The sequence below is a fragment of the Aeromonas sp. 603607 genome (genome assembly GCF_049171595.1).
GTDB classification, from domain to species: domain Bacteria; phylum Pseudomonadota; class Gammaproteobacteria; order Enterobacterales; family Aeromonadaceae; genus Aeromonas; species Aeromonas veronii.
This window is the reverse complement of the sequence record NZ_JAAKOV010000020.1, coordinates 1-13,683: the sequence shown is the minus strand read 5'-3', so window position 1 is coordinate 13,683 and position 13,683 is coordinate 1. Positions and strand designations below refer to the sequence as shown.

Annotated in this window: 13 protein-coding genes and 2 tRNA genes; 14 read left to right on the top strand and 1 reads right to left on the bottom strand. The window is 56.0% G+C overall.

What is annotated here, in order from left to right:
• Positions 1 to 62: 62 nt before the first annotated feature.
• Positions 63 to 359 carry a ribosome assembly RNA-binding protein YhbY gene (gene yhbY / locus G5315_RS17520; RefSeq protein ID WP_033114153.1) on the bottom strand — a complete coding sequence of 99 codons (297 nt, stop codon included), beginning with the start codon at positions 357 to 359 and terminating at the stop codon, positions 63 to 65.
• A gap of 97 nt (positions 360 to 456) precedes the next feature.
• On the opposite strand from yhbY, the gene rlmE reads away from it, so the two are divergent.
• The 14 genes from rlmE to rpsO all read left to right on the top strand — a co-directional run bounded on the left by rlmE (position 457) and on the right by rpsO (position 13,553).
• Positions 457 to 1,086 carry a 23S rRNA (uridine(2552)-2'-O)-methyltransferase RlmE gene (gene rlmE / locus G5315_RS17515; protein ID WP_216951950.1) on the top strand — a complete coding sequence of 210 codons (630 nt, stop codon included), beginning with the start codon at positions 457 to 459 and terminating at the stop codon, positions 1,084 to 1,086.
• Positions 1,087 to 1,131: 45 nt separating this feature from the next.
• Complete coding sequence (ftsH, locus tag G5315_RS17510; protein WP_421258725.1) at positions 1,132 to 3,084, top strand: ATP-dependent zinc metalloprotease FtsH; 1,953 nt, start codon at positions 1,132 to 1,134, stop codon at positions 3,082 to 3,084.
• 60 nt (positions 3,085 to 3,144) lie between these two features.
• On the top strand, positions 3,145 to 3,990 hold the full coding sequence (gene folP, locus G5315_RS17505; protein ID WP_421333562.1) for a dihydropteroate synthase: 846 nt from the start codon (positions 3,145 to 3,147) through the stop codon (positions 3,988 to 3,990).
• A 15-nt stretch (positions 3,991 to 4,005) separates the two neighbouring features.
• Positions 4,006 to 5,340 (top strand): phosphoglucosamine mutase, encoded by a 1,335-nt coding sequence (gene glmM, locus G5315_RS17500; protein ID WP_005338823.1) that lies wholly within the window; start codon positions 4,006 to 4,008, stop codon positions 5,338 to 5,340.
• A gap of 131 nt (positions 5,341 to 5,471) precedes the next feature.
• Entirely contained in the window at positions 5,472 to 6,236 is a 765-nt protein-coding gene (gene tpiA, locus G5315_RS17495; RefSeq protein WP_421333560.1) for a triose-phosphate isomerase, read from the top strand.
• Positions 6,237 to 6,563 (top strand): preprotein translocase subunit SecG, encoded by a 327-nt coding sequence (gene secG / locus G5315_RS17490; protein WP_005338811.1) that lies wholly within the window; start codon positions 6,237 to 6,239, stop codon positions 6,561 to 6,563.
• 7 nt (positions 6,564 to 6,570) lie between these two features.
• Positions 6,571 to 6,655, top strand: a tRNA-Leu gene (locus G5315_RS17485).
• A 92-nt stretch (positions 6,656 to 6,747) separates the two neighbouring features.
• A tRNA-Met gene (locus tag G5315_RS17480) sits at positions 6,748 to 6,824 on the top strand.
• Between the two features lie 166 nt (positions 6,825 to 6,990).
• Positions 6,991 to 7,449: a ribosome maturation factor RimP gene (gene rimP / locus G5315_RS17475; protein WP_005338809.1), complete on the top strand. Its 459-nt coding sequence runs from the start codon at positions 6,991 to 6,993 to the stop codon at positions 7,447 to 7,449.
• 14 nt (positions 7,450 to 7,463) lie between these two features.
• The gene (gene nusA / locus G5315_RS17470) at positions 7,464 to 8,963 is read left to right on the top strand and encodes a transcription termination factor NusA (protein WP_421205885.1); all 1,500 of its coding nucleotides are present in this window, start codon (positions 7,464 to 7,466) and stop codon (positions 8,961 to 8,963) included.
• Between the two features lie 24 nt (positions 8,964 to 8,987).
• Entirely contained in the window at positions 8,988 to 11,693 is a 2,706-nt protein-coding gene (gene infB / locus G5315_RS17465; RefSeq protein ID WP_421333558.1) for a translation initiation factor IF-2, read from the top strand.
• 55 nt (positions 11,694 to 11,748) lie between these two features.
• Positions 11,749 to 12,186: a 30S ribosome-binding factor RbfA gene (gene rbfA, locus G5315_RS17460; protein WP_042060105.1), complete on the top strand. Its 438-nt coding sequence runs from the start codon at positions 11,749 to 11,751 to the stop codon at positions 12,184 to 12,186.
• A gap of 1 nt (position 12,187) precedes the next feature.
• Positions 12,188 to 13,138: a tRNA pseudouridine(55) synthase TruB gene (gene truB, locus G5315_RS17455; RefSeq protein WP_005338798.1), complete on the top strand. Its 951-nt coding sequence runs from the start codon at positions 12,188 to 12,190 to the stop codon at positions 13,136 to 13,138.
• A gap of 145 nt (positions 13,139 to 13,283) precedes the next feature.
• Positions 13,284 to 13,553, top strand: a complete 270-nt coding sequence (gene rpsO / locus G5315_RS17450) for a 30S ribosomal protein S15 (RefSeq protein WP_005338797.1) — start codon at positions 13,284 to 13,286, stop codon at positions 13,551 to 13,553.
• The last annotated feature ends 130 nt before the right edge of the window (positions 13,554 to 13,683 follow it).

The following is a 13,683-nucleotide window of genomic DNA, read 5'->3' as shown; positions in this document are numbered from 1 at the left end:
CGACTACTGTGGCAAGCGACTCGGGAAGAAGTGAAATAAGGAAAGAGCAATGCTCTTTCCTTTTACTTGCGAGGCAGCTGGATTTTGGGTTCGTTGGCCTGACGATAGATGGTCAGCACATGACCCATGCTCTGTACTTTTACAGAGCCTGTTTCACGGACGATGGCATCCATAACCAGTTGTTTCATCTCGCGATCTTCAGAGGCAACCTTAACCTTGATCAGCTCGTGATGGTTCAGCGCCAGATCGATCTCCGCCAGTACACCTTCGGTCAGACCGTGCTGACCCAGCAGGACGACAGGCTTGAGGCTGTGGGCAAGGCCCTTGAGGTACTGTTTCTGTTTATTGTTGAGAATCATCGCAATTTCTTCATAAGTCAGGGTTGAAAGGGGCGTATTCTACCCCCACTTAGCCCTTAATACTAATAACCCTTGTGGTTTTTTAAAGCCGATTATCATGACCCAGAAAAAACGTTCCGCCAGCTCCACCCGCTGGTTAAAAGAACATTTCGACGATCAATACGTCAAAAAAGCCCAGAAATTGGGGCTGCGTTCCCGTGCTGTTTTCAAGATCGACGAGATCCAGGGCAAAGACCGCCTGTTGAAAAATGGCATGACGGTAGTGGATTTGGGGGCTGCCCCCGGCGGCTGGTCCCAATTCGCGGTCGAGCAGGTTGGCGAATCGGGTCGGGTCATCGCCTGCGATATTCTGCCTATGGATCCCATTGCCGGTGTCGATTTCCTGCAGGGGGACTTTCGGGAGGAAACTGTACTCGGTGCCTTGCTGGAGCGAGTCGGACCCGACAAGGTCGATGTCGTGATGTCCGACATGGCCCCCAACATGAGCGGCACCCAGCAGGTGGATCAGGCTCGTGCCATGTATCTGGTCGAGTTGGCTCTGGACATGTGTCATCAGGTATTGCGCAGTGACGGCAGTTTTGTGGTGAAGGTGTTTCAGGGGGAGGGCTTTGATGCCTATCTGAATGAAATTCGGAAACTTTTCTCCGCCGTTAAAATTCGTAAACCAGACTCATCCCGCGCCAGATCACGGGAAGTCTACATTGTGGCTACCGGTTTTAAACTGTAGTACCCTAACCTTCATCGTTAACTGTCAGTCTGCGAGGTTACTGATTTGAGTGACATGGCGAAAAACTTAATCCTGTGGCTGGTCATCGCCGTCGTATTGATGTCGGTGTTCAATAGCTTCAGCCCCAGCGATACCACCAGTCGCCAGCTGGACTATTCCAGCTTCGTTAAAGAGGTGACCCAAGATCAGATCCGTGAAGTGCGGATGGACGGTAAGGTCATTAATGGCGTCAAGCGTACTGGTGAACGATTCACCACCATCATCCCGGCGCCGGATCCCCAGCTGCTCAACGATATGCTCAATCACAACGTCAAGGTGATGGGCGAGAAGCCGGAAGAGCCGTCTTTGCTGACCTCTATCTTCATCTCCTGGTTCCCGATGTTGCTGCTGATCGGTGTCTGGGTCTTCTTCATGCGTCAGATGCAGGGCGGCGGTGGCAAAGGCGCCATGTCGTTTGGCAAGAGCAAGGCTCGCCTGATGAGTGAAGATCAGATCAAGACTACCTTTGCCGATGTAGCTGGTTGCGATGAAGCCAAGGAAGAGGTGAAGGAGCTGGTCGACTATCTGCGCGACCCGAGCAAATTCCAGAAACTGGGTGGCAAGATCCCGACTGGCGTACTGCTGGTAGGTCCTCCCGGTACCGGTAAAACCCTGCTGGCCAAGGCCATTGCGGGTGAGGCCAAGGTGCCCTTCTTCACCATCTCGGGTTCTGATTTCGTGGAGATGTTCGTGGGTGTCGGTGCCTCCCGGGTACGTGACATGTTCGAGCAGGCCAAGAAATCCTCCCCCTGCATCATCTTCATCGATGAAATTGATGCGGTCGGTCGCCAGCGTGGCGCCGGTCTGGGCGGTGGTCACGATGAGCGTGAGCAGACCCTTAACCAGATGCTGGTCGAGATGGATGGCTTTGAAGGCAATGAAGGCATCATCGTCATCGCTGCCACCAACCGTCCTGACGTACTGGATCCGGCACTGCTGCGTCCGGGCCGTTTCGACCGTCAGGTTGTGGTCGGTCTGCCGGATGTCCGTGGTCGCGAGCAGATCCTGAAAGTACACATGCGCAAGGTTCCGTTGGCAGATGATGTCAACCCGGCGCTGATTGCCCGCGGCACGCCCGGCTTCTCCGGCGCTGACCTTGCTAACCTGGTCAACGAAGCTGCGCTCTTCTCCGCTCGCGAAAGTCGCCGTGTGGTCTCCATGGCTGAGTTCGAGAAGGCGAAGGACAAGATCATGATGGGCGCAGAACGTCGCTCCATGGTGATGAAAGAGTCCGAGAAGGAGATGACGGCCTATCACGAAGCGGGTCACGCCATTATCGGTCGCGTGGTGCCGGATCATGACCCTGTCTACAAGGTTTCCATCATTCCGCGCGGTCGTGCGCTGGGTGTGACCATGTACCTGCCTGAGCAGGATCGCTGGAGCCACTCCAAGCAGCATCTGGAGTCCATGATCTCCAGCCTGTATGGCGGTCGTCTGGCGGAAGAGCTGATCTACGGTGCCGAAAAGGTATCGACCGGCGCCTCCAACGATATCGAGCGTGCTACCGACATCGCACGCAAGATGGTGACCCAGTGGGGTATGTCCGAGCGTCTCGGCCCGATGCTTTACGCGGAAGAAGATGGCGAGGTGTTCCTCGGTCGCAGTATGGCCAAGGCCAAGCACATGTCAGACGACACTGCTCGCATCATTGATGCCGAGGTGAAGCAGGTTATTGATCGCAACTACGACCGCGCCAAGCAGATCCTGCTGGATAACATGGATGTACTGCACAGCATGAAAGATGCGCTGATGAAGTACGAAACCATCGATGCCAAGCAGATCGATGATCTGATGGCCCGTCGCGAGGTTCGTGCCCCTAGCAACTGGCACGATGAGCACGGAGATACGCCACAAGGCGGATCAACCGTTGCCGCCGAGCCCAAGTCGGCGGCTGCGGGCGAGAGTGCTCCGGTTGCGGATGCTAATATCGACAAGGCCAACGACATCCCGGCTAAATAAATCCTGTTGTTGAAAACCCCGGGCTTGCCCGGGGTTTTTATTTTGCGAATGGAAGTGAAGATGCAGCTGATTAGCAAGGGGCTTAGCCTCTCTCTCGAACGTCCCCATGTGATGGGGATCCTCAATGTGACTCCCGACTCCTTCTCCGATGGCGGCCATTTCAACCAGATTGAACGGGCAGTGACCCATGCCCGTCAAATGGTGGCGGATGGGGCGACCCTTATCGATATCGGCGGCGAGTCAACCCGTCCTGGAGCGCCGGATGTGAGTGAGCAGGAGGAGCTGGACAGGGTTATCCCGGTTGTTGAACGACTGGTGAGCGAATGTGATGTGATGCTCTCGCTTGACACCTCCAAGGCGGTAGTAATGAGAGAAGGCTGCAAGGCTGGGGCTCATTTGATCAACGATGTGAGGGCGCTGCTGGAGCCGGGAGCGCTTGATGCTGCCGCTGAAGCGCGCGTTCCAGTTTGCCTGATGCATATGCAGGGGCAGCCGAGAACCATGCAGGTCGAGCCGCACTATGATGACTTGGTCGGGGAGGTGAAAGTCTTCTTTGACGAACGGATCGCAGCCTGCCTGGCCGCTGGAATAGCCCGTGAGCAGCTGCTGCTGGATCCGGGCTACGGTTTTGGCAAGACGCTGGCACACAACTATCAGCTGCTGGCCGCCCAGCGAGCGTTGCTTGACTACGGTCTTCCGCTCTTGGTGGGAATGTCGCGAAAGTCTATGATAGGCAACCTGCTGAACTGCCCTGTGGGTGAACGTCTTGCTGGCAGTCTGGCTTGTGCCCTTATCGGCATGCAGCACGGAGCCAGGATCATCAGGGTTCACGATGTGCGGGAGACCATGGATGCGTTGCGGGTTGGCTGGCAGGCCATGACGGGACAAGATTTCATTTCCAGATAAAAAAGAGAACAGACAATGGCAAGAAAGTATTTCGGTACCGATGGTGTGCGCGGCAAGGTTGGCGAATACCCGATCACCCCTGATTTTGTAATGAAGTTGGGTTGGGCTGCTGGCAAGGTGCTCTCCAAGAAGGGCACCAAAAAGGTGCTGATTGGCAAAGATACCCGCATCTCCGGTTACATGCTGGAATCCGCGCTGGAAGCGGGGCTCTCTGCGGCAGGCCTCAAGGCCATTCTGATGGGGCCCATGCCCACGCCGGCGGTTGCCTACCTGACTCGCACTTTCCGTGCCGAAGCTGGCATCGTCATCAGCGCTTCCCACAACCCCTTCTACGACAACGGCATCAAGTTCTTCTCCGCCGATGGCACCAAGCTGCCCGATGATGTCGAGCTGGCTATCGAAGCCGAGCTGGATCACGAGCTCAAGTGTGTCGAGTCTGCCGAACTTGGCAAAGCGGTCCGCATTGATGATGCCGCCGGTCGCTATATCGAATTCTGCAAGAGCACCTTCCCCTCCCACATGAATCTGGATGGGGTGAAAATGGTGGTCGACTGTGGCCATGGCGCCACTTACCACATTGCGCCGTCGGTTTTCCGCGAGCTGGGCGCCGAAGTGATCACCATGGGCTGTGCTCCGGATGGCCTCAATATCAACGATGGTGTCGGTTCGACTGCACCTGACGCTCTGGTTGCCAAGGTGCTGGAGTGCAAGGCCGATCTGGGGGTTGCCTTTGATGGTGATGGTGATCGTCTGATCATGGTTGACCATACCGGCTATCTCATCGACGGTGATGAAGTGCTCTATATCATCGCGCGCGATGCCCTGCGCAATGGTCGCCTCAAAGGCGGTGTCGTCGGCACCCTAATGGCCAACATGGGTCTGGAGCTGGCGCTGCAAACCCTGGGTATTCCTTTTGCCCGTGCCAAGGTGGGTGACCGCTATGTGCTGGAGATGATGGAAGAGAAGGGCTGGCGCATCGGTGGCGAGAACTCCGGCCACATTATCTGTCTGGATCAGACCACTACGGGTGATGGCATCGTAGCCGCCTTGCAGGTGCTTACCGCCATGCGCAGTGCCGAGATGCCGCTGGCCAAGCTGCGCTCCGGCATGAGCAAGTTCCCGCAGGTGCTGGTGAATGTTCGCTTTGCCGAAGGCAAGGATCCGCTGGCCGCGGATGCTGTCATGGCTGAGGTTGCCAAGGTGGAACAGGAGCTGGCTGGTCGTGGTCGCGTACTGTTGCGTAAATCAGGTACCGAACCGCTGATCCGGGTCATGGTCGAAGGGGAGCATGAACAGCAGGTACGTGACATGGCTCAGCGCATCGCCAAGCAGGTTGAATCGGCGTTTTAATGAACAACCAGGGCGGCTTTTTAGCCGCCCTGGTTGTATCTTGTTCAAACGATTCAAAAATTTAAAAATAGCACTTGTCAGCTGAGCATCCTCTGGATATTATCAGCCCCGCTTTCGCAAGGGAGTTGCCGATGGGACATTGCAAGCCGTTTGTAGCAGCCAACTGGAAGTTGCACGGTAGTAGGTCGCAGTTAGAGCAGTTTACGAGTCAGTGCCTAAACGGCGTTGACGGAAAAGTAGATGTGGTTCTCTGTCCTTCCCATGTGCATCTCGACTTTAGCGCTTCACTGCTCAATGAGCAGAAAGTAATAAGGTTGGGGGCTCAGAATGTGAGTCAGCACGCTACTGGCGCTTACACTGGAGAAATCTCGTGTCAGATGCTGGTTGAGGCAGGGTGTCGTTACGTATTGGTAGGGCACTCCGAGCGCAGGCGTCTTTTTGGTGAGACCAGTTTTATCGTCGCAGAGAAGTTTGCGGCAGCCAGAGCGGCAGGCTTGATTCCCATCCTCTGTTTAGGTGAATCAGGTGCGGCGAGGCAGGCGAGAAGAGCCTTCGAGGTGATCGCTGAAGAGCTGGATATAGTCATAGAGAAAAATGGCGCGATGGCTTTCGATAATGCTATCATCGCCTACGAGCCGATTTGGGCTGTAGGTACAGGTAAATGCGCCACACCCGAGCAGGCACAAGAGGTTCATTCCTTTATACGTGGTCGCTTGGCGGAGGATACTCCGGTAATAGGTGAGAAAGTTAGAATCATCTATGGTGGGAGCGTAACGCCGAGCAACGCGAGAGATTTGTTTGCACAGCCCGACATTGATGGCGGACTGATTGGCGGAGCAAGCCTCGATAGCGATGCGTTTTTAGGAATTGTTGAAGCGGCAAAGGGTGCAAGTTAAATGTACGAGATTCTTTTAGTCGTTTATCTGCTGGTTTCACTGGCTCTGATTGGTCTGGTGATGATTCAGCAAGGTAAAGGGGCTGATATGGGCGCCTCCTTCGGCGCAGGGGCATCGAACACAGTATTCGGCTCCGGTGGTTCAGGCAGTTTCCTGACCCGAACAACAGCAATTTTGGCTACTCTGTTTTTCGTTATCAGCCTGGTGCTCGGATCTATGTCCAGCAACAAGGTCAAGCAGGGTAGTGAGTGGGAAAATCTGCAACAAACTCAACAGGTTGAGCAGACCAAAGCGCCAGTGAAGAAAGATACTGACGTTCCCGAGTAAGAGTTTTGCCGTGGTGGTGGAATTGGTAGACACGCTATCTTGAGGGGGTAGTGCTCTAGGGTGTGCGGGTTCGAGTCCCGCCCACGGCACCAATTAAGCAGTGAGCTCGGGAAACCGAGTGTATTATAGCCAGTCAGTCTTGTATCGAGAGAGTGAAGTGGCTATAATCTCGCACGATTTCGGACGCGGGGTGGAGCAGCATGGTAGCTCGTCGGGCTCATAACCCGAAGGTCGTCGGTTCAAATCCGGCCCCCGCAACCAAATTTCACGCATTTCCTACGCTCAGGAAGGCGGTCGCTGCGAGGCGACAATCAGGGTAAAGCGCCAAGCCCCGATTTGACATCGGGGCTTTTTGTTATGTGCAATTTACTCTGAATCGATCTCTATCTGGGCTTTATGCCCTTTTTTTGTTTTTCGGAGGGTGACTTTGGCTACGTTGGAACAACGTTTGACCGATCTGCTCGAGGCTCCGGTCGTTGCCTTGGGTTTTGAACTTTGGGGTATTGAGTTTATCCGCGCGGGTAAACACTCCACCTTGCGTGTCTATATCGACGGCGAGCAGGGTGTGACTGTCGAGAACTGTGCTGAGGTCAGCCATCAGGTTGGCGCCATCATGGACGTCGAAGATCCCATCACCGAGGAGTATTACCTCGAGGTATCCTCCCCCGGCCTGGATCGTCCCCTGTTCAAGGTTGCCCATTTCGAAAAATACGTTGGCCAAGAGGCGGCGGTAACGCTTCGGATGGCAACAAACAACCGCCGCAAGTTCAAAGGCGTAATCAAAGCTGTGCAAGGCGACATGATCACCCTGACAGTAGATGGTAAGGACGACGTGTTGGCTTTCACCAATATCCAAAAAGCGAACATAGTGCCGAACTTTGGTTAACGAGGCTATCGGATATGAATAAAGAGATTTTGCTGGTCGTTGACGCAGTATCCAACGAGAAAGCGGTACCCCGCGAGAAGATCTTCCAGGCTCTGGAAACCGCGCTGGCGACTGCGACCAAGAAGAAATATGAAGGCGAGATTGAAGTTCGGGTCGAAATCGATCGCAAGACCGGTGACTACGACACTTATCGCCGCTGGGTAGTCATTGCGGATCAAGCCGCGATGGAGAACCCCTATGCTGAAATCACCCTGGAAGCGGCACAAATTGATCAGCCGGAAATCCAGATCGGTGAGTATGTTGAAGACCAGATCGACTCTGTGACCTTCGACCGTATCACTACCCAGACCGCCAAGCAGGTTATCGTGCAGAAAGTGCGCGAAGCCGAGCGTTCACAAGTAGTTGATCAGTTTAAAGATAAAGAAGGCACCATCATCAGTGGTGTGGTCAAGAAGAGTAACCGCGACAACGTCATTCTGGATCTGGGCAGCAATGCTGAAGCCGTGATCTTCCGTGATGACATGCTGCCGCGTGAAACCTTCCGCCCGGGCGACCGTGTCCGTGGCCTGCTCTACGCAGTACGTCCAGAAGCCCGTGGTTCCCAGCTGTTTGTCAGCCGTTCCAGCCCGGACTTCCTGAAAGAGCTGTTCCGTATTGAAGTACCGGAGATCGGCGAAGAGATGATCGAAATCATGGGTGCTGCCCGTGACCCGGGTTCCCGCGCCAAGATCGCGGTGAAGACCAACGATCGTCGTATCGACCCGATCGGTGCCTGTATCGGTATGCGTGGTGCCCGTGTGCAAGCTGTCTCCGCAGAGCTGAGCGGTGAGCGTGCAGACATCGTGCTGTACGATGACAACCCGGCCCAGTACGTGATCAATGCCATGGCACCTGCCGATGTGGCCTCCATCATCGTTGATGAAGACAACCACACCATGGATATCGCTGTGGAAGCTGCCAACCTGGCCCAGGCCATCGGTCGCAATGGTCAGAACGTGCGTCTGGCCTCCCAGCTGACCGGTTGGGAGCTGAACGTGATGACCGTTGAGGACATGCGTGCCAAGCACCAGGCCGAGAACGACCGCATCATGAACCTGTTCACCAGCACCCTGGATATCGATGACGATTTCGCCGGTCTGCTGATGGAAGAGGGCTTCTCGACCCTAGAAGAGATCGCCTTCGTACCGGTCAACGAGTTGCTGGCTATTGACGGTCTGGATGAAGACATGGTCGAAGAGCTGCGCAAGCGTGCCAAAGATGCCCTGACTACCCAGGCGCTGGCCAAAGAGGAGTCCTTTGATGGCGTCGAGCCGTCCGAAGAGCTGCTCAATCTGAACGGTCTGAGTCGTGAACTGGCATACGCTCTGGCGGGCCGCGGCGTGGGCACCCTGGAAGATTTGGCTGAGCAAGGTATTGATGACCTTGCTGGTATTGAAGGGCTGACTGCCGAGAAGGCGGGTGAGCTCATTATGGCTGCTCGCAATATCTGTTGGTTCGGAGAAGAGCAGTCTTAAGTAAGATCAAACGGAGGAAAATGAATGGCAGAAGTATCAGTCAAACAACTTGCCACTGACATCGACACACCGGTTGATCGTCTTCTCCAGCAGTTTGTCGATGCCGGTATCAGCAAGAGCAAGGCCGACGACATGGTCAGCGAGTCTGAAAAGCAGACTCTGCTGGCACACCTGAAGAAACAGCATGGAGGTGACGAGGTCGCCGCTCCTGCCCGCATGACTTTGCAGCGCAAGACCAAGAGCACCATCAGTGTTCAGGGAACCGGCGGCAAGAACAAAGAAGTGCAGGTGGAAGTTCGCAAATCTCGCACCTATGTAAGACGCTCGGCGCTGGAAGAAGAACAGCGTCAGGCGGAAGCCGAGGAAAAAGCGCGTTTGGAAGCAGAAGAAAAAGCTCGTCGTGAAGCCGAAGAGAAGGCTCGCCTCGACGCTGAAGAGAAGGCTCGCCGTGAGGCTGAGCAGGCTCGTCGTGAAGCTGAGGAAAAGGCGCGGATCGAGGCACAACAAAAGGCTCGACAGGCTCAACAGCCCGCCAAAGCAGCCAGTAGCACAGCTCAGCAAGAGGCAGAAAAGATGGCCAAGCGCGAAGCAGAAGAACTGAAGCGCCAACAGGAACAGACAGCTTTGAAAAAAGCTGAAGAACTCGCCGCGAAGAAAGCCGAAGAGGCTCGCATCATGGCGGAACAGAACGCAGCCCGCTGGGCTGAAGAAGAAGCCGCTCGTGCCAAAGAGAGCAGCGATTATCACCTGACAACCAACAAGCATGCGCAAGCTGCAGAAGACGAGCTGGATCGCAAAGAAGAGACCAGCCGTCGTACTGCCGCTGCCGCTGTCAAGGCCCCGAAAAAGGCGGGTCGTCGCGATGATGATCGCAATGATCGCAACTCCCGTGATCCGCGTGCCCGTAAAGGCAAACGTGGCAAGGTCGCTACCCCGAACGCCATGAAGCACGGCTTCAACAAGCCGGCTGCCGTGGTGAACCGCGACGTTGTCATCGGTGAGACCATCACGGTGGCCGAGCTGGCCAACAAGATGGCCGTCAAGGGCGTTGAAGTCATCAAGGCGATGATGAAGATGGGGGCCATGGCCACCATCAACCAGGTGATCGACCAAGAGACCGCTCAGCTGGTCGCTGAGGAGATGGGTCACAAGGTTGTGCTGCGCCGCGAGAACGAGCTGGAAGAGGCGGTACTGTCCGATCGTGACGAGACCTCCGAAGCCAAGCCCCGTGCACCGGTCGTGACCATCATGGGTCACGTTGACCACGGCAAGACCTCGCTGCTCGACTACATTCGTAAAGCCAAGGTTGCTGCTGGCGAGGCCGGTGGTATTACCCAGCATATCGGTGCTTACCACGTTCAGACCGATAGCGGCATGATCACCTTCCTGGATACTCCGGGTCACGCGGCGTTTACCTCCATGCGTGCTCGCGGTGCCAAGGCGACCGACATCGTTGTTCTGGTCGTTGCTGCTGACGACGGCGTGATGCCGCAAACCATCGAAGCTATCCAGCACGCCAAGGCTGCCGGTGTGCCGCTGGTTGTGGCAGTCAACAAGATCGACAAGCCGGAAGCGGATCCGGATCGCGTCAAGACCGAACTGGCCCGTTACAACGTCATGTCCGAAGATTGGGGTGGAGACTGCCAGTTCGTGCACGTGTCCGCCAAGTCCGGCGAAGGCATCGACGACCTGCTGGAAGCCATCCTGATCCAGGCCGAAGTACTGGAGCTGAAAGCGGTGGTTGATGGCATGGCCAACGGCGTCGTGATCGAATCCTTCCTGGATAAAGGTCGTGGTCCGGTTGCTACCGTACTGGTACAAGAAGGTACTCTGCGTCAGGGCGACATCGTTCTGTGTGGTCTCGAGTACGGCCGTGTTCGCGCCATGCGTGACGAACTGGGTCGCGAGATCAAGGAAGCGGGGCCGTCCCTGCCGGTGGAAATCCTGGGTCTCTCCGGTGTTCCCTCTGCCGGTGACGAAGCCACCGTTGTCCGTGACGAGAAGAAAGCCCGTGAAGTGGCGCTCTATCGTCAGGGCAAGTTCCGCGAAGTCAAGCTGGCTCGCCAGCAGAAGGCCAAGCTGGAAAACATGTTCGCCAACATGACCGAGGGCGAAGTGTCCGAAGTGAACGTGGTGATCAAGGCCGACGTACAAGGTTCTGTGGAAGCGATCTGCGATGCGCTGGTCAAACTCTCCACCGACGAAGTGAAGGTGAAGATCGTGGGTTCCGGCGTAGGTGGTATCACCGAAACCGACGCGACCCTGGCTGCTGCTTCCAGCGCCATCCTGGTTGGTTTCAACGTCCGTGCCGACGCATCTGCGCGCAAGGTCATCGAATCCGAGAGCCTGGATCTGCGTTACTACTCCGTCATCTATGACCTGATCGACGAAGTGAAGCAGGCCATGAGCGGCAAGCTGGCCCCTGAGTATCGTCAGGAAATCATCGGTCTGGCTGAAGTGCGTAGTGTCTTCAAGTCTCCGAAGTTCGGCGCCGTTGCCGGCTGTATGGTTACCGAAGGTGTGGTCAAGCGTTCCAACCGTATCCGCGTTCTGCGTGACAACGTGGTTATCTATGAAGGCGAGCTGGAATCCCTGCGCCGCTTCAAGGATGACGTCAACGAAGTTCGCAACGGCTACGAGTGTGGTATCGCGGTCAAGAACTACAACGACGTGCGCGAAGGCGACCAGATCGAAGTTTACGAGACTGTTGAAATCCAACGGACTCTGTAAGCCGAGAGTTAGACAAAATAGGGGGCCGCGGCCCCCTTTTATCGCAGGATAGAATATGGCCAGAGAATTCAGCCGGACCCGTCGGGTCGGACAGCAGATCCAGCGTGAAATTGCGCTGATCCTGCAGCGCGAGGTGAAAGACCCGCGCATCGGCATGGTGACCGTTTCCGATGTGGAAGTGTCCCGTGACCTCAACTATGCCAAAATTTACGTCACCTTCTTGCAGCTGGAAAATGATGCCGAGCGCATCAAGGAAGGCTTGCTGGGTCTGACCGAAGCAGCCGGATATATCCGTAGTCTGCTGGGCAGTGCCATGCGTCTGCGCGTGGTGCCCGAGCTGCGTTTCTACTACGACCAGACCCTGGTCGAGGGGATGCGTCTCTCCAACCTGGTGACCAACACTGTGCGTGAAGACAAGCGCCGCATGGCCGAATCCGGCCGTGACGAAGAAGCTGAATCCGCACCGGATGACACGACTGAGGATAAAGCCTGAGATGACCCGAAGACGTCGTTTCAAGGGCCGTGATGTGCACGGCATTCTGCTGCTGGACAAGCCGACCGGCCTGACCTCCAACGATGTGTTGCAGAAGGTCAAGCGCATCTACAATGCCGCCAAGGCCGGTCACACCGGCGCACTGGATCCGCTGGCGACCGGCATGCTGCCGATCTGCCTTGGCGAGGCCACCAAGTTCTCCCAGTATCTGCTGGAAGCGGACAAACGCTATGAGGTGACCGCCAAACTGGGCGAGCGCACCAACACCAGCGACTCCGATGGTGAGGTGGTCTCCACCCGTCCGGTGAACGTGGCTGTCGGTACCCTGATCGAGGCGCTGGACCAGTTCCGCGGCCCCATCATGCAGGTGCCCTCCATGTACTCCGCGCTCAAGCACAACGGCCGTCCGCTCTATGAATATGCCCGCGAAGGTATCGAGATTGAGCGTGAAGCCCGTCCCATCACCGTATTTGAGCTCAAACTGCTGAGCTTCGAAGGTGATGAAGTGCGCCTTGAAGTGCACTGCAGCAAAGGCACCTATATCCGCTCTCTGGTAGATGATCTGGGTGAAGTGCTGGGCTGTGGCGCCCACGTGACCCAGTTGCGTCGTACCCAGGTGGCCAGTTATCCGTACGAGCGGATGCTGACCCTGGAGCAACTCGAGTGCATCTTCGAGCAGGCCAAGGCCGAGAGCATCCCGCCGCGCGAGCAGCTGGATCCTTTGTTGCTGCCGATGGATACCGCTGTGGCATCCCTGCCCGAGGTGAACATGCTGGCTGTTGTGGCTGCCTATGTGAATCAGGGCCAGGCCGTGCAGGTGGCAGGTGCGCCGCAAAGCGGTCAGGTTCGCATGACTGTCGGCCCGGAGCGCGAGTTCATCGGTGTCGGCGAGATTGATGATGATGGCCGTGTCGCGCCCAAGCGACTGGTGCGTTATCACGACGAGGAGTGATCCTCTGGCGGTATAGGGTATCTCTTTCCCGTTTCGCCTCTTTATCATTGCGAAAAGGGACGGGGACGATTATTATACCGCCCTCATTTCACGGCTGAATTAGAGATTGGCTGTGAACCTTTAAACACTCTACTGGAGTATTACCATGTCTCTAAATGCTGAGATCAAAGCTCAAATCGTTGCTGACAACGCTCGTTGCGCCAACGACACTGGCTCCCCCGAAGTGCAAGTTGCCCTGCTGACTGCCCAGATCAACCATCTGCAAGGTCACTTCAAGGAGCACTCCAAGGATCACCACGGTCGTCGCGGTCTGCTGCGCATGGTTTCCCAGCGTCGTAAGCTGCTGGACTACCTGAAGCGTAAAGATTCCGAGCGTTATGCTGCTCTGATCGCCAAGCTGGGTCTGCGTCGTTAATCGACCATCAGATTTCGCGAAAAAGGGGAACCTCCGGGTTCCCCTTTTTTATTGGCTCTGTCCCAATTACGTGTTGAAAGGCTAATCTTGAAGTAGGCCATCACCTTGAGGTCTACCATCATGGATACCC